General features: G+C 72.1%; 6 protein-coding genes. 5 read left to right on the forward strand and 1 reads right to left on the reverse strand.

Annotated elements, in window-relative coordinates; genetic code table 11:
* Nucleotides 1-67 precede the first annotated feature (67 nt).
* Complete coding sequence (locus tag ACIOGX_RS33120) at nt 68-13,204, forward strand: amino acid adenylation domain-containing protein (protein WP_401918336.1); 13,137 nt, start codon at nt 68-70, stop codon at nt 13,202-13,204.
* Between the two features lie 255 nt (nt 13,205-13,459).
* Here the strand turns inward: ACIOGX_RS33120 and ACIOGX_RS33125 are convergent, their stop codons facing one another.
* Nucleotides 13,460-14,959, reverse strand: a complete 1,500-nt coding sequence (locus ACIOGX_RS33125; RefSeq protein ID WP_401918338.1) for an MFS transporter — start codon at nt 14,957-14,959, stop codon at nt 13,460-13,462.
* Between the two features lie 283 nt (nt 14,960-15,242).
* On the opposite strand from ACIOGX_RS33125, the gene ACIOGX_RS33130 reads away from it, so the two are divergent.
* Genes ACIOGX_RS33130 through ACIOGX_RS33145 form a run of 4 tightly spaced genes read left to right on the forward strand, consistent with a single transcriptional unit; the run spans nt 15,243 to nt 20,365 of the window.
* Complete coding sequence (locus ACIOGX_RS33130) at nt 15,243-15,863, forward strand: YigZ family protein (protein WP_401918340.1); 621 nt, start codon at nt 15,243-15,245, stop codon at nt 15,861-15,863.
* Nucleotides 15,856-16,101, forward strand: a complete 246-nt coding sequence (locus tag ACIOGX_RS33135; RefSeq protein WP_401918342.1) for a hypothetical protein — start codon at nt 15,856-15,858, stop codon at nt 16,099-16,101. Before ACIOGX_RS33130 ends, ACIOGX_RS33135 begins: the two co-directional genes overlap by 8 nt.
* The gene (locus ACIOGX_RS33140) at nt 16,098-17,264 is read left to right on the forward strand and encodes an exonuclease SbcCD subunit D (RefSeq protein ID WP_401918344.1); all 1,167 of its coding nucleotides are present in this window, start codon (nt 16,098-16,100) and stop codon (nt 17,262-17,264) included. Before ACIOGX_RS33135 ends, ACIOGX_RS33140 begins: the two co-directional genes overlap by 4 nt.
* A complete protein-coding gene (locus tag ACIOGX_RS33145) occupies nt 17,261-20,365 on the forward strand; it encodes an AAA family ATPase (RefSeq protein WP_401918345.1) in 3,105 nt (1,034 codons plus the stop codon). The genes ACIOGX_RS33140 and ACIOGX_RS33145 overlap by 4 nt, the downstream gene beginning before the upstream one ends.
* The last annotated feature ends 41 nt before the right edge of the window (nt 20,366-20,406 follow it).

Consider the following 20,406-nt stretch of genomic DNA (forward strand, 5'->3'; position numbering starts at 1 on the left):
GTCCCTCCGCCCTTCCTTCCCACTTCCTCGCTGAACGCCGATCGTTGTTTCACAAGGAGATGCCGAGATGAGCACGCCACCGTCCCGTGAAAGCCGGATCAGCGCGCTGCCGGAGCACATGCGGGCGCTCCTTCGCGAGCGTATGGCGGGCCACACCGTGGTCACCGACGCCATCGCGCCCGTGGACCGCGCGACCGAGCTGCCGGCGTCGTTCGCGCAACGGCGGCTGTGGTTTCTGGAGGAGTTCCGGCCGGGTGGGGTGGAGTACAACTCGGGACTCGCCCTGCGGATGACGGGGGCGCTGGACCAACAGGCCCTGGAGCGGGCCGTCAAGCAGATCGTGGCGCGTCATGAGGCCCTCCGTACGACCTTCGACGCGGTGGACGGCCGCGCGATCCAGGTCGTACACCCCTCCATGACCGTGCCGGTCGAACACGTCGACCTGTCCGCGCACGACGACCCGGCGGCACGGGACGGAGAGGCGGACAGGATCCTGCGGGAGCGGCTGCTCACGCCGTTCGACCTGCGAGTCGGACCGCTCTTCCGGGTCTTGCTGGTGCGGCTCGGCCACGACGATCACGCCCTGTTGCTGTCGATGCATCACATCATCAGCGACGGCCGCTCACTCGACATTCTCACCGGCGAGCTGACCGCGTGCTACGACGCCGCGCTCCGGGGGCGGGACGCCGACGAACTGCCCGCGCTGCGAGTGCAGTACGCCGATTTCGCGGCCTGGCAGCACGAGCGGCTGACCGAGACGGAGCTCCGGGACGGACTGGAGTACTGGAGGCGGCGGCTCGACGGCCTCCAGCCGTTGGAACTGCCGACGGACCACCCCAGGCCGACGGCACGGAGTGCGGCGGGCGCGGTGCACGCGTTCGACATCCCGCCGGAGCTGGCGGAAGGGCTGGCCGCACTCGGCCGGGACCGTGGCGCGAGCCTGTTCGTGACGCTCACGGCGGTCACTCAGCTGCTGCTCTCGCGCTACAGCGGCCAGGACGACATCGCGCTTGGCACAGCGACGTCCGGTCGCGACCGTGCGGAGCTGGAGAATCTGGTCGGCTTCTTCGTCAACACGCTGGTCCTGCGCACGCGGGTGGATCCGGCGGCCACGGTCGGTGACTTCCTGACCTCGGTGAAGGGGACCGTACTGGAGGCATTCGACCACCAGGAAATCCCGTTCGACCGCGTGGTGGAGGCTCTCGCGCCGGAGCGCGATCCCAGCCGTATGCCGCTGGTCCAGGCCATGGTGGTACTCCAGAACTCCACCGACGGGGCGCCGGAGTTCGCCGGACTCCGTACCGAGCCGATGAGTGTGTCCCGGGACGCGCTTCCGTTCGACTTCATGCTCGAATTCGACGAGCGCGACGGGAAGTTGACGGGGGCGATCGAGTACAGCACGGATCTGTTCGATGCGGGGACGGTTGGGCGGATGGTGGGGCATTGGCTGGGTTTGGCGGGTGGGTTGGTGGTTGCGGGGTCGGGTGGGGTGTTGGGTGAGGTGTCGATGGTGGGGGTGGCTGAGCGGGAGTGGGTGGTGGGTGCGGGGCGTGGTGTGGTGGGTGTGGTGTCGGGTGGTTCGGTGGTGGAGGGGTTCGCGGTTCGGGTGGCGGAGTCGCCGGGGTCGGTGGCTGTGGTGTGTGGTGGTGTGTCGTTGACGTATGGGGAGTTGGATGTTCGGGCTGGTCGGCTGGCTCGGGTGTTGGTGGGGTGTGGTGTGGGTGTGGAGTCGCGGGTGGGGTTGTTGTTGGAGCGGTCGGTGGATGTGGTGGTGGCGATGGTTGCGGTGGTGAGGGCGGGTGGTGCGTATGTGCCGTTGCATGGGTCGTATCCGGGTGGGCGGGTGCGGGAGGTGCTGGGGCGTAGTGGTGCGGTGGTGGTGGTGACGGACCGTGCGGTGGATGAGGTCGGTGGGGTGCCGGTTGTGCGGGTGGATGCGGAGCCGGTGGGGGATGTGCGGCTTCCGGTTGTGGTTCCTTCTGGTGCGTTGGCGTATGTGATGTTTACGTCGGGGTCGTCGGGTGTGCCGAAGGGTGTGGCGGTGACGCATGGGGATGTGGTGGCGTTGGCTGCTGATTCCCGGTGGTCGTCGGGTGCGCATGGGCGGGTGTTGTTCCATTCGCCGCATTCGTTTGATGCGGCGACGTATGAGGTGTGGGTGCCGTTGTTGAACGGTGGGACGGTGGATGTGGCGGGGGCTGGGTTGAGTGTGTCGGTGGTGCGGGATGCGGTGGCGCGTGGGGTGTCGGGGCTCTTCTTGACGAAGGCGTTGTTTGATGTGCTGGCGGAGGAGGATGCGGGGTGTTTCGCGGGTCTGGGTGAGGTGTGGACGGGGGGTGAGGCGGCGTCGGGCGTCGCGATGGGGCGGGTGCTGGAAGCCTGCCCGGGTACCGAGCTGGTGCATGTGTATGGTCCGACGGAGTCGACGACCTTCGCGGTATGCGGGCCGGTCACTGGTTCCGATACCGAAGGTGCGGCGGTGCCCCTCGGCGGGCCGATGGACAACACCTCCGCATACGTTCTCGATGGTGCGTTGCGGCCGGTGGGTGTGGGTGTGCCGGGGGAGTTGTATCTGGGTGGTGGGGGTCTGGCGCGTGGGTATGACGGTCGTGCGGGGTTGACGGCTGAGCGGTTTGTGGCGGATCCGTTCGGTTCCGGTGAGCGGTTGTACCGGACGGGTGATGTGGTGCGGTGGGGGTCGGATGGGCGGCTGGAGTTCCTGGGCCGGAGTGATGGTCAGGTCAAGATCCGTGGGTTCCGTATCGAGCTCGGTGAGATCGAGTCCGTGTTGTCGCGTCATGCGTCGGTGGGGCGGGTCTCGGTGGTCGTGCGGGAGGACCGGCCGGGGGCGAAGCGCCTGGTCGCCTACCTCGTACCGTCCGGGGACCTGGATGTTTCGCTCGTACGTGAGCACGCTGCCGGGCTTCTGCCGGAGTACATGGTGCCGTCGGCTTTCGTCGTCCTGGACGCGTTGCCCCTGACCACGAACGGAAAGGTCGACCGCCGGGCCCTGCCCGCTCCCGACCTGGACACCGCTGAGGAGTACGTGGCCCCGCGTACTGAGAGCGAGCGCGCTGTCGCCGCCGTGTGGGCCGATGTCCTCGGCATCGAGCGGATCGGCGTCCACGACAACTTCTTCTCCCTCGGCGGGGACTCCATCTCCAGCCTCCAGGTGGTCTCCCGTATACGGGACACCTGCGGGGTCGCACTGTCGCCGCGTGCCCTGTTCGACCGCCCCACTGCGGCCGGCCTGGCGTCTGTCGTCGACGACGAGCGCTCTTCATCCGAGACCGCTCCCGGAGGCACGATGGTTCCCGGTACGGTCGTCCCCGGTACGGTCGTCCCCGTTCCCCGGGACGGTGAGCTGCCGCTCTCCTACGCACAGGAACGGCTGTGGTTCCTCGACGAGTTCGCCGGTGGCAGCGTCGAGTACAACGTCGTGGACGCCCTCCGGCTCACCGGCACCCTCGACATCGACGCGCTGCGCTCGGCGGTGTCGGCGCTGGTGGCACGGCACGAAGCGCTGCGTACCACCTTCGACTCCGTCGAGGGACGCGGTGTGCAGCGCGTGCGTGATGCGGTGGACGTGATGGCCGACCTCCCCATCCGTACCACGGAGGTGAGCGATGACTCGGCCGAGCTGAACGACGTACTGCGTGCGGAGGCCGCGAGACCCTTCGATCTGCGCACCGGACCCCTGATACGGGTTCTGCTGCTTCGGATGCGCAGACCCGATTCCCCGTCCCGGTCGAAGGCCCCGGCCGACCTGAGCGAGCCAACCACGCACGTCCTCGTACTGTCGATGCATCACATCGTCACCGACGGCTGGTCGATGGGCGTCATCACGCGCGAGCTGAGCGCCCTCTACGCCGCCGCGACACGAGGTGGGGAGCACCCTGCTCTTCCCGCACTTCCCGTGCAGTACCCCGACTTCGCCGCCTGGCAGCGTGCTGTCCCGCTGTCCGGCCAACTCCCTTACTGGCGTGAGCAGCTGGCCGGACTCGAAACGCTCGACCTGCCGACCGACCGGCCGCGCCCGGCTGTCCGTACCACGGTCGGCGCGCTGCATTCCTTCGATGTCCCCGACGCGCTGGCCCGCCGCCTGAGGGAGGCGGGCGAGGGACCGGGGCGCGGGCACGGGCACGGCCAGGGACACGGCCAGAGGCACGGTCAGGCGCGGGGGACGAGTCTGTTCATGACGCTGACGGCCATCACCCAGCTTCTCCTGTCACGGTGGACCGGACAGCGGGACATCGCGCTGGGTACGGCGGTCAGCGGACGGGAACGGGCCGAACTGGAGAATCTGGTCGGCTTCTTCGTCAACACCCTCGTGCTGCGCACGCGCGTCGACGAGTCGCGTTCCTTCACCGATCTGCTCGCCGAGGCGCGCGAGACGGTCCTCCAGGCCTTTACGCATCAGGACGTACCGTTCAGCGTCCTGGTGGACGATCTCGCTCCCGACCGCGATACCAGTCGCACTCCTCTCGTCCAGGCGATGGTCAGCCTCCAGAACACGCCCGACGAGCCGTTGGACCTGCTCGGACTCCACGTGGCTTCGGTGCAGGTGCCCCGCGAGACGGCGCAGTTCGACATCACCTTCGGGTTCCAGGACCACGGCGGGAGCATGGCGGCGGGCATCGAGTACAGCACCGACCTGTTCGACGCCGCGTCCATCGAGCGGCTCGCCCGGCACTGGCTGAACCTGGCGGAGGCCGTACTCGCGGCTCCGGCCGCACCGCTGCACGGCATCGACACACTCCCCACCACGGAGCGCGAAGCCCTGACGCACGGGCACAACCACACGGCGGTCGATGTGCCGGCGCTCTCCGCCCCCGCTCTGTTCGGCACGTGGGTGGCCACGACACCCGACGCCCCCGCCATACTGCGCGCGGACGGCTCCGCGCTCTCCTACCGCGAACTGGACGCGCGGGCAGCCCGGTTGGCCGGTCACTTGCGCGATGCCGGGATCGGTCCGGAGTCCCGCGTCGCTCTCGTGCTGCCCCGCTCCGTCGACCAGGTGGTCGCCGTGCTGGGAGTGCTCAGGGCGGGAGCGGTGTTCGTCCCGGTGGACCCGTCGTATCCGGCGGACAGGATCGCGTACATCCTCGCGGACTGCGGCGCCGAACTCCTGATCACCCGCCAGTCACGGGCCGCCCAACTGCCTCTCCCGGCAGGGCTTCCGGTCCTCGCCGTCGACGTGCCGGAGACCGCCGTCGACGCGCCGGAGACCGTCCGCGCCCTGTCCGTCCCTGCCGCGCCCCACGGCTCGGGTACGCGCGACGGCTGGGGTACGCGCGCGACCTCCGCGTCCGCCGCTGAGGTGGGAGTCGTCGAGGTGCCGCTCTCCGCCGGGGCGTACGTGATCTATACCTCCGGTTCCACCGGGCGCCCGAAGGGCGTGTTGGTGACGCATTCCGGGCTGGCGAGCCTGGCCGCGACCCAGGCGGAGAAGCTGGGCGCCGGGCCCGGAGCCCGGGTCCTCCAGTTCGCCTCGCCCGGATTCGACGCCTCCTGGTGGGAACTGTCCATGGCGCTGCTCACCGGCGCGACTCTCGTCGTGGACGAGCCGGACGCAGGACCCGACGGGCAGGCCGCCGACTGGGGCGTCAGGATCGGGCCCCTCGTCGCCACGGCAGGCGTCACCCACGCCACGCTGCCGCCCGCCCTCGTCGCCGCGCTGGACACGGCCGATCTGCCGCCCGTGCTGGTGGTGGCGGGAGAGGCATGCCCCCCGGAGACGGTCGACCGCTGCGCCCCGGGCCGGACGATGATCAACGCGTACGGGCCGACCGAGACCACCGTCTGCGCCACGATGAGCACCGAACTGCGCGCGGGCGCCGCCGGGACGCCGCCCATCGGCGCCCCCATCGCCAACACCAGGTCCTACGTGCTGGACGCCTGGCTGCGCCCGGTCCCCGCCGGGGTGGCCGGTGAGCTGTACGTCGCCGGGCACGCCCTCGCCCGGGGCTATCTCCACCGTCCCGGGCTGACAGCGGGGAGCTTCGTCGCCGACCCGTTCGGCTCCGGCGAGCGCCTCTACCGCACCGGGGACGTGGTGCGCCGTCGTGCGGACGGCGCACTGGAGTACGTCGGGCGTCGCGACGACCAGCTGAAGGTGCGGGGCTTCCGGGTCGAACCCCGCGAGATCGAGAGCGTGTTGACCCTGCACGAGTCGGTCGGGCAGGTGACGGTCGACGTCCCGTCCGGCGGTTCACGACTCGTCGCCTACGTGGTGCCCGCGCCCGGGGCGGGGTCCGAGTCCGGGGCAGGCTCCGAGTCCGGAGCGGGGTCCGAGTCCGGGGAAGGGACCGCGCCCGGGTATGGGACCGCGCCCGGGGCGGGGTCCGCGGTCTCCCGTGGAGTGGTGGACCCGGCAGTGCTCCGGGAACACACCGCCGCCGTGCTGCCCGACTACATGGTGCCTTCGGCCTTCGTCACTCTCGACCGTATTCCCCTCAACGCCAACGGGAAGGTCGACCGCGCCGCGCTGCCGGCGCCGGACCCGGCCGCCGATGGGAGCGCCGGGTATGTGGCGCCCCGCGCGGGCGTGGAGGAGGTGCTCGCCGGAATCTGGGCCGAGGTGCTGGGTGCCGAACGCGTCGGCGCGTACGACAACTTCTTCGACCTGGGCGGCGATTCGATCCTGAGCATCCAGCTCGTCGCCAAGGCACGGCGCGCGGGAGTGGAGATCTCCTCACGCGATGTGTTCGCCAGACAGACCGTCGCCGCTCTCGCCGCCGTGGCCTCGGCGGGCCGCCCCGCGGGCCCCGAAGTGCTCGCGGAGCAGGGCGAGTCGCAGGGCACCGTGGGAACCACTCCGATCCGCGAATGGTTCTTCGACAGCCATCCCGTGGACCCGGGGCACTTCGCCATGTCGATGGCCTTCGAGCTGACGGCGGGGACCGATACGGCGGCCCTGCGCTCCGCCGTACGCGCGGTCCTCGCCCAGCACGACGCGCTGCGCACCACCTTCACACGTACAGCCGGCGCACTCGATCCAGGAGTCGTCAGCGGCCGTATTCTCCCCGTCAGCGGCATCGACCTCGACGAGGTGTTCGCGGAGCACGACCTGTCCGGCGCGCCCGATCCGGACATCGCGTGGCAGGAGCTGGCGGCAGGCATCGCGGCCCGGATCCGGCTCGACGACGGCCCGCTGCTGCGCGTGGCCCTCGCACGGCTGGGCGACGGGCGTCACCCGCGCGTGCAGTTCACCGCGCACCATCTGGTGGTGGACGGCGTCTCCTGGCGCGTCCTGCTGGCCGACATCGAGACGGCGTACCGGCAGGCGCTCGCCGGCCGGCGGATCGATCTCGGCCGGAAAACCACCTCCGTACGGCAGTGGGCGGACCGGCTCGCCGCGCATGTCGCGTCCGGTGGCTTCGACACGCAGGCCGGCTACTGGGAATCGGCGCTGGACGGCGCCGTGACCGAGCTGCCGGTGGACACCCCAGGGGGCGCGGGCACGGTCGCCGACGAGGCCGTGACCATGTGCGCGCTGAGCACCGAGCAGACCGACGCACTGCTCCACCGCGTGCCCGCCGCGTACCGCACCCGTACGGACGAGGTGCTGCTCGCCGCCCTCGCACGCACACTGCGCGGCTGGACAGGGCACGATCGCGTCGCCATCGATCTGGAGGGCCACGGCCGCGAGGAACTCTTCCACGACATCGATCTGACCCGTACCGTCGGGTGGTTCACCTCTCTCTATCCGGTGGCTCTCGCCCTGCCGTCCGGAGAGGACTGGAGGGAGAGCATCACCGCCGTCAAGGAGCAGCTCCGCGCCGTACCCGACCGCGGAATCGGCTACGGGGCGCTGCGCACTCTCGGCGGCACACCCACTGCCCCCGGCACCAACGCCAACACCAGCATCAGCACCGGCACCAACACCCGTACCGGTACTGGGACCGGAACCGGGGCCGGCACCGGCGCGACGTCCGTGGACGCGCTGCGCGCACTGCCCGCCCCACGGATCTCCTTCAACTACCACGGCCAGTTCGATGTGGTGGGACGGGACGAGGACGGCGGCCGGGACGGCGACAACGGCCTGTACCGCGCCGAACTCCCCGACGCGGGCGGCGACCGCAGCGGTCGCGAGCGCCGCAGCCACCTCCTGGACGTCGTCGGCGGAATCCAGGACGGACGTCTGACCTTCGCCTGGACGTACTCGCCGGGGCTGCACCGCGAGGAGACGGTACGGCGTCTCGCCGACGCCTTCGCCGCCGAACTGGCCGGGTTCGTCGCGCACTGCGCGGAGCCCGGCGCCGGCGGATGCACCCCTGCCGACTTCCCGCTGGTCGCCCTCACCCAGGACGAGGTGGACCGGCTCGCCGGGGACGGCCGTGACGTGGAGGATGTCTACCCGCTGACACCGCTTCAGGCCGGGATGCTGTTCCACACCCTCGCCGAACCGGACGAAGCCGCGTACCTGGAACAGTTCGCCTGCGTGCTCGACGGTGTGACGGACCCGGACGTGCTGGCCCGCGCCTGGCAGCGGGTCGTGGACCGGTCGGACGCGCTGCGGATCTCCGTGGCCTGGCAGGAGGTGGAGCGTCCCGTACAGGTGGTGCGCCGCCATGTCCGGCTGCCCGTACGGGTGGTGGACTGGACCGGCTGCCCGGAGGCGGAGCGCGCGGCCAGGGTGGCCGGCGTACTCGCGGAGGAGCGGGAGCACGGTCTCGACCTGGGCACGGCCCCGCTGACGAGGGTCCTGCTGGCCCGTCTTCCCGGCGGCAGAACGCAGGTGGTCTGGACGTTCCACCATCTGCTGCTCGACGGGTGGAGCAGCGCCGCGCTGCTCTCCGACGTGATCGCCGAGTACGCGTCACTCACCCACACGCCGGACTCGCCCCTCGCGGCGACGCCGCGCGGTCCGTTCCGCGACTATCTGGCGTGGCTGGCCGACCGCGACCACGCCGAGGGACGCGCGTACTGGCGCGGACGGCTGACCGGTTTCACCGAGCCGGTGGCGCTCCCGTACGACCGCCCCGCCGCGTGGGCGCACCGCGGCCGGTCCACCGCGCGGGTCGAGGTGCCTCTCTCCCCGGCGTCCGCGAGCCGTGCCGCCGGGTTCGCCCGACGTCATCGGATCACCCTCAACGCCCTGGTGCAGGGCGCCTGGTCGCTGCTTCTCGCGCACCACGGCGGTACGCGGGACGTGGTGTTCGGGGCCACGGTCTCCGGGCGTCCGGCCGAGCTGCCGGGCGCGGAGGAGATCCTCGGGCTGTTCATCAATACCTTGCCGGTACGTGTCGACGTCGACCCGGACCGTCCGCTCGTCCCGTGGCTGCGCGACATCCAGGAACGGGCCTCCGAGGCCAGACAGCACGAGTACGTGGCGCTGCGCGATGTCGAGACCGAACTCCCCCCGGGCGCCAGCCTTTTCGAGAGCCTGGTGGTGTTCGAGAACTATCCGGTGGACGGCGAGGCGGCGGCCAGACACGGCATCGCACTGCGCGACGTGGACGCCATCGAGGCCACGAACTACCCCCTCACCCTGATCGCGGGAGCGGGTTCAGGCTCGGGTTCAGGTTCAGGTTCGGGTTCGAGTTCCGGTTCGGGTTCGGCGGGCGCGGACGGGGGCGGGAACGACGGGCTGAGCATGACGCTGGCGTACGACCCGGGGCTGTTCGACGCCCCCACCGCCGACCGGCTGGCCACCCATCTCGCCCGGATGGTCGAGGAGTTGTCCCTCGGGACGGAGGCGGACGCGGAGGCGGCGGACGCGGAACTGAGCACGGGCCCGGCCGCCGACGCGCACCCGGCCACGGTCCGTGTGCTGAGCGACATAGCGCCACTGTCGGCGTATGAGTCGCGACGCGCGGCCCGCTGGGGCACGGGCACGGCGGCGGCGCGGCCCGAGCCGCTGGGGGAGTGGTTCGCCCGGCGCGCGACGGAGCACCCCGACGCCCCCGCCGTGGCCTGCGGCGGTGAGGAGCTGTCGTACCGGGAACTGGACCGGCGGGCGAACCGGCTGGCACGGCTGCTGCGCGCTCGCGGCCTGCGCGGCGAGGCGCCGGTCGCGGTACTCCTGCCGAAGTCGGCGGAGTGGGTCGTCGCGGTGCTCGCGGTGGTACGTGCCGGTGGCGTCTACGTACCGGTGGACCCGGCGTGGCCGACGGACCGGCTGCGGTACGTGCTCGAAGACTGCGGCGCCGGAATACTTCTGACGGATCGTCAGTACGCTCGTCGGCTGCCGGCGGGTGTCGGCGCGGCGGTGCTCGTGGCCGTGGACGATCCGACGGTGGCCGGGGAACTGGCCCGCCACTCCGTCCTGCCTCCTCGGGTCGCGGTGCCGGTGACCGCCGCGGCGTACGTGATCTACACCTCGGGTTCGACAGGGCGGCCGAAGGGCGTCGTCGTGCCGCACACCGGACTCACCTCACTGGCCGCTTCGCTGGCCGACGGCTGCGCGGCCGATGGATCCACCCGGGTCCTCCAGCTCGCGTCGCCGGGGTTCGACGCCTCCGTACTGGAACTGCTGCTGGCCTTCGGCGGCGGGGGCACGCTCGTACTGCCGTCGGTCGACGGGCCGCTCGCCGGGGAGGAGCTGGCCGGTGTGCTGGAGGAGGGCCGGGTGACCCATGCCCTGGTGCCGCCGACCGTCCTCGGCAGCATCCCGCGGGGGCGCGCCCCCGAGCTGCGGACGCTGCTCGCGGGCGGCGAGGCGTGCGGCCCCGACCTGGTGGAGCGCTGGGCCGACGGCGGCAGGACGATGGTGAACGCCTACGGCCCTACGGAGACTACGGTCGTCGCGACGATGAGCGCCGCGCTCGCGCCTGGCGGTACGCCGCCGATCGGCGGGCCGGTGTCGGGCGCCGCGGTGTCCGTACTCGACGGGCGGCTGCGGCCGGTGCCGGTGGGCGTGCCCGGAGAGATGTATGTGGCGGGCGCCGTGGTGGCCCGGGGATACCTGGGGCGGCCCGGACTGACGGCGTCCCGCTTCGTGGCCGATCCCTCCGGCGGCGGCCGGCTGTACCGTACGGGCGACCTGGCACGCTGGCGGCCCGATGGCCAGCTGGAGTACGTGGGACGCGCGGACGACCAGGTGAAGGTGCGCGGACTGCGGATCGAGCTGGGAGAGATCGAAGCGGTGCTCGCCCGGCACGAGGCGGTCGCGCGGGTGGCGGTGACGGTGCGCGAGGACAGGCCGGGCGTCAAACGCATCGTCGCGTACGTGGTGCCCGAGCCGGGAAGCGCGTACGGGGTCCCCGATCAGCGAACGGAAGCCGCCCCGGAGCCTCAGCCGACAGTGGTGCGGGAGTTGCGGGAGTTGCGGGAGTCCTTGCCGACAGCCACGCCGGAGCCCCTGCCGACAGCCGCCCCGGAGCCTCCGCCGACGGCCGCGCCTGAGCCCCGTTCTACAGCCGCGTCCGCGTCCTTGCCGACGGCCGCGCCCGAGACCTCGCCGAACGCTCTGTCGGCCGAGGCGCTGCGCGCCTTCGCGGGTGCCTCCCTGCCCGAGTACATGCTGCCCACCGCTTTCGTCACCCTCCCCGAGCTGCCGGTCAACGCCAGCGGCAAGATCGACCGTGCCGCGCTGCCGGCACCCGACCCCGCCGCGGACCGCGCCGCGCACACCCCGCCCCGTACGGAGACCGAGCGCGCCTTGTGCCGGATCTGGGCGGACGTCCTCGGAATCGACCACGTCGGCGTCCACGACAGCTTCTTCGAGCTGGGCGGCGACTCGATCCTCAGCATCCAGGTGGTCTCCAGGGCCCGCCGTGCCGGCCTTGAGCTGTACTCCCGGGATGTGTTCGTGGGACAGACGGTCGCCGGCCTGGCGGCGGAGATGGACGCCGCCCGCGGCTCCGCCACCCCCGGCCCGGCAGGCGAGGAATCCGAGGCGGGGCCGTTGCCGCCCACGCCCGTCGCGGAGTGGTTCTTCGCGACACACACCACCGCCCCGGCGCACTTCGACATGACGATGTCGTTCGAACTGGCCCCTGACGCACAGGAATCGGCCCTGCGCGGTGCGGTGGCGGCGCTGCTCACCCGGCACGGCATGCTGCGCGCGGTCTTCGAGCCGACCGGTGCGGGTGGCTGGTCGGGACGTATCCTGGAACCGGAACTCGTCGGCGAGGAAACGGTGTTCACCGTCCACGAGCTGGCCGGCGCGGCCGACCCCGAGGCCCGGTGGGACACGCTGGTCCGGGACGTACAGGCGGGGTTCCGGCTGGAGACCGGGCCACTCTTCCGTGTGCTGTTCGGGACGCGCGGTCCCGGCCGGCCGCCCTGGCTCACGGTCGTCGCACACCACCTCGTGGTCGACGGCGTCTCCTGGCGCATCCTGCTCGACGACCTGGAAGCGGCCTACGCGCAGGCCCTGGCCGGGGAACCCGTGGTACCGCGGCCGAGGACCTCGTCCGTACGGCAGTGGGCGGAACGCCTCGCCCGCCGGGTCGCCGACGGCGGATTCGACGCGCAGCTCGACCACTGGCGAGCGGTCACCGACCCCGCCGCCGTGCCCCTCCCCGTGGACCGGCCCGGGGCGGCCAACACCGGCGCGGAACTGGACGCCGTCGCGGCGACGCTGAGCGCCGGGCAGACACACGCCCTGCTCAACCTCGCCCCCGGCCGCTACCGCACGCAGATCAACGACGTGCTCCTCGCTGCGCTCGCGCGCGTACTCGCCTCCTGGACCGGCCGGGACCGTACCGTCGTCAACCTGGAGAGCCACGGGCGCGAGGATCTGTTCGACGACATCGATCTCTCCGGCACCGTCGGCTGGTTCACCGCGATCCATCCCGTGGCGCTGGAGGCGGCCGTGGACGCCGACTGGGACCGGACGATCAGGTCGGTCAAGCGGCAGCTGCGGGCGGTCCCGGACCACGGGGTCGGCTACGGCGCGCTGCGCGCGTTCAGCGCCCCCGGCACCCCGGGCCGTACGCTCGCCGCCGAACCCGCGCGGGAGCCGCTGATCAGCTTCAACTACCTCGGCCGGTTCGATGTCGCGAGCGGACGCGGGGGCGTCGCCGACGGGCTGATCCGTTCCGAACTGGACGTGTCCGGGAGGGACTTCAGCCTGGAGGAGGAGCGCCCGCACCTGATCGACGTGGGCGCGGTGGTGCAGGACGGACGGCTCACGGTCACCTGGTCGTACTCGTCGGCGATGTACGCGCGCGAGACCATGGACGGGCTGGCGACCGCCTACGCGCGGGCGCTCGGGGAGATCGCGCGGAGCGTGGAGCGGACCGAAGAGGGCTGACGCACGGGAACGCCGGCACAGGCGTTCACGGCGGCGGTTCAGTTACCCGCGGCGGGCGGCGACATTGCCCGCCGCAGGTGTCGTTGAGGCGTACGGCGGCGGCGTTTCAGGCGCCCGCGGCAGCAGGTTGAGATACCCACGAAGCCCGTTGAGGCTCCCGCGTCAACCAACGCGGGAGCCTCAACGGGCTCCACGGCCACCCGCAGCGGAGCCACGGCCACCCGCGGCAGAGCCGCGGGCACCCGCAGCGGAGTTTCAGGCCCCCGCCGTGTCCGACCGTTCCGCGCGTCGCAGCAGCAGCGCGGCGAGCAGTCCGCCCGCCAGTACCGCGACCGCACCCACCAGCTGACTGGTCTCCAGGCCCGACGCGAAGCCCTCGGCGACACGCCGCTTCTCCTCCGCGTCGTGCGCGGCGGCGAGTGCCGTCGGCAGCGACGCCGCGCCCACCGCTCCCGGAACGAGAGCCGCGAAGCGGGAGTTCAGCACCGCGCCCAGGGTGGCGACGCCGAGACCGTTGCCGAATTCGCCGAGCGTGCCGTTGACGCCCGCGCCCACGCCCGCCTTCTCCGGAGGGATCGCGCTCATGATCGCGTTGGCCATCGCCGGCGAGGCGAGCGCGATGCCCGCCCCCATGACGACCAGACCGAGCAGCATCCCGGAGTACGCGTGTCCGCCGAGCAGCGCGATCGCGGCGAGACCGGCGGCGAGCAGGGTCATCCCGACGGCGATGGTGACCGGAGTGCCGAGCTTGGGCAGCACCCGGGCACCCACACCCACGACATTGAGGGCCACCACCGTCAGTGCCAGGGGCGCCGTACGCAGACCCGCCTCCAACGGCCCGTATCCCAGCACGAATTGCAGATGCTGGGTGAGCAGGAACAGCGAGCCGCCCATGCCGAAGGCGATCAGCACCGCGCCCGCGACCGCCCCGACGAAGCGCTGGTCGCGGAAGAAACGCATATCCAGCATGGGGTACGGGATCCGCAGCTCCCACGCCACGAACCCGGCCAGGACGGCCAGGCCGATGCTGGCGGAGGTGATCACATGCCCGGAGGCCCAGCCGTGCTCGGGACCGGAGATGATCGCGTACACGACGCCCGTCATCCCGATGGTGGAGAGCAGCGCCCCGAGCAGATCGGGCCGGTCGCCCTCCTTGGTCTTCGATTCCGGTACGAGGGCGATCACCGCGGCCAGGCCCATCACCGCGACCGGGATATTGATCAGGAAGATCGCGCCCCACCAGAAGTGGTCCAGCATGACGCCGCCGACCAGCGGGCCCACGGCGAATCCGAGCGAGTTGACGGTCGCCCAGAGGGCGATGGCCCTGACCCGCTCCGTCTCGTCGAAGATCTGCACGACGACGGCGAGCGTCGTGGTGATCAGCAGCGCGCCACCGACCCCCATCCCCGCGCGCGCCGCGATCAACTGCGCGGTGGAGTCGGCGAGTCCGGCGACCAGCGAGCCGATACCGAACAGCGCGAGACCGGCGATCAGCATCTTCTTGCGGCCGTAGCGGTCCGCGGCGCTCCCCGCGGTGAGCAGCAGGCCCGACTGGACCAGCGAGTACGCGTTGATCATCCACTGCACGTCGGTGGTGGACGCGTCCAGTTCCCTGGTGAGGGAGGGGATCGCGACATTCAGCACGGTGTTGTCGAGCAGCACGGTGAGCTGGGCGAGACAGATGACGCCGAGAATGAGCCAGCGCTGTGGATGGCCCGTCGGGGCCTTGCCGGCTTCGGTGGTCGTCGCCGTCATACGATCCTGCCTTCTGGTCCGGTGGTCCGGTTGCCCTGTGTCCTGCCGACCCGGAAGCGGGGGAGACACCACGGACGCGGACGCGGGACCGCGCCGCTCGCCCACCCTCCCGGAACCGCGCGAAGCCGGACAAGGAGTTTCCGCACTGCCCGAAACGCGCGACGGCCGCGCGACCGCGCCTTTCTCTCTGCCCCGCCGCCTGAGCGCGCGCCGGTCGCACGCCGAGCGCACGCAGGCCGCATGCCGGTCGAAGCGCGGATCGGGCCCCGCATAGGGTGGGGGGATGCAGGAGCAGTACCGAACCGTCGCCCGCGCGGGCGTGCACGAGACCGAGATCAACCGGTCGCGTTTCATCTGCGCGCTGGCGCCCGTGGCGACGGAGGAGGAGGCGCAGGAGTTCATCGCCCGCGTCCGCAAGGAGCACCCGACGGCCACGCACAACTGCTTCGCGTATGTGATCGGCGCCGACGCCTCCGTGCAGAGGGCCAGTGACGACGGCGAGCCCGGCGGTACGGCGGGGGCGCCGATGCTCCAGATGCTGATGCGACGCGAGGTGCGCTACACCGCCGCGGTCGTGACCCGCTACTACGGCGGGGTCAAACTCGGTGCGGGCGGTCTGATCCGGGCGTACGGCGGAGTCGTCGGCGAGGCCCTGGACGCCGTCGGCACCCTGACCCGGCAGCGTTTCCGGCTGGCGACGGTCACCGTCGACCATCAGCGCGCGGGCCGGCTGGAGAACGATCTGCGGGCGACCGGGCGGGTGGTGCGGGGCGTGCGGTACGCCGAGGCGGTGACGATCGAGATCGGACTGCCGGACTCCGAGGTGCCCGCGTTCCGGGCGTGGCTGGCCGATACGACGGCGGGTACCGCCGAGCTGGAACTGGGCGGAGAAGCCTTTGCCTGACGCGTACGACCGGACCAGCACGTACGACCCGAGCAGTGCATACGACCCGAGCAGCGCGTACGACCGGAGCAGTGCGTCCGGCAAGGACAGCGCGTACGACGAGCGCGGCGCCCGCGACGAGTACCACGCACACCACGCACGTCACGCGCACCACGCATACGACGAGCACGACGAGCGCGGCGCCCGCGCGGTGTCAGGTATGTCCCGCGTCTCTCGCCCGCTGGAGGGCCGGTCTTGAAAATTCTGCACACGTCGGACTGGCATCTCGGGCGGTCGTTCCACCGCGTGAGCATGCTCGACGCCCAGGCCGCGTTCCTCGACCACCTCGTGGCCACGGCCCAGGACCGCGAGGTCGACGCCGTCGTCGTCGCGGGCGACGTCTACGACCGGGCCGTGCCTCCGCTCGGCGCGGTGGAGCTGTTCGACGGGGCCCTGCACCGTCTCGCCGATGCCGGCGTCCCGACCGTGATGATCTCCGGGAACCATGACTCGGCCCGCAGACTCGGCGTGCTCTCCGGCCTGGTCGAGCGCGCGGGGATCCATCTGCGGACCGACCCGGCCGGCTGCGCCACGCCCGTCCTGCTCAAGGACGCGCACGGCGAGGTGGCCTTCTACGGGCTGCCGTATCTCGAACCGGCCCTGGTACGGGACGAGTTCAAGGTGTCCAAGGCCGGCCACGAGACGGTGCTCGGTGCCGCGATGGAGCGGGTACGGGCCGACCTCGCGGGACGCGATGCGGGCACCCGCTCCGTCGTTCTCGCGCACGCGTTCGTCACGGGCGGCACGCCCAGCGACAGCGAGCGCGACATCACCGTGGGCGGTGTGGCGGCCGTGCCCTCCGGAGTCTTCGACGGCGTCGACTATGTCGCCCTGGGGCATCTGCACGGCGCCCAGACCCTCACCGAACGTGTCCGTTACGCGGGCTCGCCGCTCGCGTACTCCTTCTCGGAGACCACACACCGCAAGACGATGTGGCTGGTGGAGCTGGGCCCGGAGGGCGGGATCGAAGCCGAGCGGATCGACTGCCCGGTGCCGCGCGCGCTGGCCAGGATCCGGGGCACGCTCGACGAACTGCTCGACGATCCGGGACTCGCCCGCCATGAGGAGTCATGGGTCGAGGCGACCCTGACCGATCCCGCACGACCCGCCGAGCCCATGGCCCGGCTCGCCGAGCGTTTCCCGTACACACTCAGCCTTGTCTTCGACCCGGAGCGGGAGGACGACGACCCGCGATCCTCCTACGCGCAGCGTCTCGCCGGCCGTACCGACCAGCAGATCGCGGAGGACTTCGTGGCGCACGTACGGGGTGGATCGGGGCCCGACGAGCCCGAACGCGGCGTGCTGCGGGCCGCCTTCGAGGACGTACGGGTCGACGCGACGGCGCGCGAGGTGACCCCGTGAGGCTGCACCGGCTGACCATCACGGCCTTCGGGCCCTTCGCCACCACCGAGGAAGTGGACTTCGACGCGCTCAGCGCCGCCGGACTCTTTCTGCTGCACGGCCCGACCGGTGCGGGGAAGACCTCCGTACTCGACGCGGTCTGCTACGCGCTGTACGGCGCCGTGCCGGGCGCCCGCCAGAGCCCCGGGGCCGCTCTCCGCAGCGATCACGCGCCCGCAGGAACCCCGACCGAGATCGGCCTCGATCTGACCGTGGGCGGGCGGCGGCTGGAGATCGTCCGACGGCCCGCGCAGCTCCGGCCCAAGAAGCGGACCAAGGGATTCACGACCGAGAAGGCGCAGAGCTGGCTGCGTGAGTACGACGCGGAGAGCGGCACCTGGCGGGCGCTGAGCCGCTCCCACCAGGAGATCGGCGAGGAGATCGGCCAGCTGCTCGGGATGAGCAGGGAGCAGTTCTGCCAGGTGGTGCTGTTGCCGCAGGGCGACTTCGCCCGGTTTCTGCGCGCTGACGCGGAGGCGCGCGGCAGACTCCTCGGCAAGCTCTTCGACACCCGCAGGTTCGCCGCGGTCGAGGAGCGCCTCGCCGAACTGCGGCGCGCCGCCGAGCACCGGGTACGCGCGGGTGACGACCGGCTTCTCGCCGTCGCGCAGCGCCTCGCCCAGGAAGCGGGCGCGGGCGACCGTACGGCGCACTCCACGGACAACCGTACGGCGCAGCCTCCAGGTGACCGGTCGGCGTCACCCTCAGGCACACGTACGCAGCCCCCGGCCGACCCTACGGCCCCGCCCCTGCCCGAACTGCGGCCGGGCGACGCCGGGTTCGCCCCTGCCGTTCTGGAGTGGTCGGCGGTCGTGCGCACCGGCGCCCACGAGTGGTCCGACATCATCGAATCCGCTCTGTCCGCCGCCGAGAGCCGCGCCGCCGCGGCCCGGCGCGCGCTGGACGCCGCGCGTGAACTGGCCACTCTGCAAGGCAGGTTCGCGGAGACACGGCGCCGCGCCGAGGCACTGGAGGAGCAGCGCGCCGAGCACGAGCGGGCGCGGGCCCGGCTGGAGCGTTCCCACAAGGCGGAGTTGGTCGCCCCGGCGCTCTCGCTGCGCGCCGACGCCGAACAGGAACACCGCTCCGCCACCGCCGAGCACGCGCGTACACGCACGCTGCTGCCCGCCGGCCTCATGGACGCCGGAGCGGAACAACTCGCCACGCTGGAAGGGAATCTGCGGCAGGAACTGGGCGCGCTCGACGCCGCCCGGCGCGCCGAACACCGCGACGCCGCGATCACGGCCGAGCGCGCCGATCTGGAGCGGCAGGCGCGGGCCGACGACGAGGTCCTCCAGGAAGCGGCCGACTGGCTCGCCGGGTGGGAGTCCCGACGCGGCGCCCTCCAGGACCGTATCGAGGCCGCACAGGAGGCGGCGACCCGCGCCGAACAGCTCGCCGGACAACTCGACCCCGCACGCGACCGGCTGGACGCGGCCCGGCGGCGTGACACCCTCGACGCGGCGGCCTCCGAGGCCGGGCAACGGCTCAACTCGGCCCGAGAACAGGCCAATACGGCCCACGAGCACTGGCTCGACCTGCGCGGACGACGACTGGCCGGCATGGCGGCCGAGCTGGCCGCCCGGCTCGTCGACGGCGAACCCTGCGCGGTCTGCGGCTCCGCCGCCCACCCCGGCCCCGCACGGGCCGCCGACGGTCAGGTCGACGCCGCGGCGGAGGACGCCGCGCTGGCGGCGTACCGGCGCGCCGACGAGACCCGCGGACTCGCCGAACGCGAGCACACGGCGGTACGGGAGCGACACGCGGCGGCCCGCGCGGCGGCCGGCGAGTCGAGTGTGGCCGAACTCGCCGCGCTCACCGAACGGCTGGAACGGGAACACACCGAGGCCCGCCGCGTCGCCGCCGGTACGCACGCGGCCCGCGAGGCCCTGGGCCGCGCCGAGCGTGAGTACGAGGGCAGGCTCACCGCGCAGCGCGAAGCCGAACGCCGCGTCGCCGCCCGTACGTCGCGACGGGACGCCCTCGAAAGCGAACAGAGCGCGCTGCGGTCCGAGCTGAGCCGCGCCCGGGGAGACGCGGACAGCGTCGCCGAGCGCGCCGCGCGGCTGGCGGACCGGGCCGGCCATCTGGCCGGGGCGGCCGAGGCGGTACGCGCCGTCGAAACCACCGCGCTCCGGCTCAAGGAGGCCGACGGCCGGCTCGCGGGAGCCGCCTTCCGGGCCGGGTTCGACACCCCGGAGGCCGCGGCGGACGCCCTGCTCACCGACACCGACCGGCGGCAGCTCCAGCACCGGCTGGACGACTGGCGGGCCGAGGCCGCCGCGGTCGCCGACCGGCTCGCCGAACCGGAGACCCGGGCCGCCGCGGATCATCCGCCCGCCAGGACCGAGGCCGCCGAGGCGGCCCACGACACCGCGGAACGCGCCCTGCGCGACGCGTCGTCCGCCGCGGCCACCGCCGGAGGCCGCCGCGCCGAGCTGGGCAGACTCTCCCGGCTGGCCGAGGCCGAGGTACGCGCACTCGGCCCGGTGCGCGACGAGTACGACAGGGTGGCCCGCCTCGCCGGTCTCACCGCGGGCACCTCCACCGACAACGAACGCAGGATGCGCCTGGAGTCCTATGTCCTGGCCGCCCGCCTCGAACAGGTCGCGGCGGCGGCCACCGTACGGCTCCAGCGCATGTCCTCCGGCCGCTACGCCCTGGTCCACTCCGACGCCAGAACGGGCGGCCAGCGGCGCTCCGGGCTCGGGCTCCAGGTCATCGACGCCTGGACCGGCAGCGCCCGCGACACCTCGACGCTCTCCGGCGGCGAAACCTTCTTCGCGTCCCTCGCGCTCGCGCTCGGTCTCGCGGACGTCGTCACCGACGAGGCCGGCGGCGTACGGCTGGACACCCTCTTCATCGACGAGGGCTTCGGCAGTCTGGACGACCAGACACTGGACGAGGTCCTGGACGTTCTCGACTCGCTCAGGGAGCGCGACCGCAGCGTCGGCATCGTCAGCCACGTCGCCGATCTGCGCCGTCGCATCCCCACCCAGCTGGAGATCGTCAAGGACCGCAACGGCTCGGCGGTCCGGCAGGCGACGGAGAGATCCCCCTGAGAAACGGAGAGATCCTCCTGAGAAGAAGACCCGAGAAGAAG

Origin of the sequence: Streptomyces sp. NPDC088147 (assembly GCF_044741565.1) — a bacterium.
In the GTDB taxonomy this organism is placed as follows: domain Bacteria; phylum Actinomycetota; class Actinomycetes; order Streptomycetales; family Streptomycetaceae; genus Streptomyces.

Bases quoted from the DNA above. Each gene is read 5' to 3' on its own strand.
- ACIOGX_RS33120 (WP_401918336.1), top strand. From the start codon at position 68: ATGAGCACGCCACCGTCCCGTGAAAGCCGGATCAGCGCGCTGCCGGAG.
- ACIOGX_RS33125 (WP_401918338.1), bottom strand. From the start codon at position 14,959: ATGACGGCGACGACCACCGAAGCCGGCAAGGCCCCGACGGGCCATCCA.
- ACIOGX_RS33130 (WP_401918340.1), top strand. From the start codon at position 15,243: ATGCAGGAGCAGTACCGAACCGTCGCCCGCGCGGGCGTGCACGAGACC.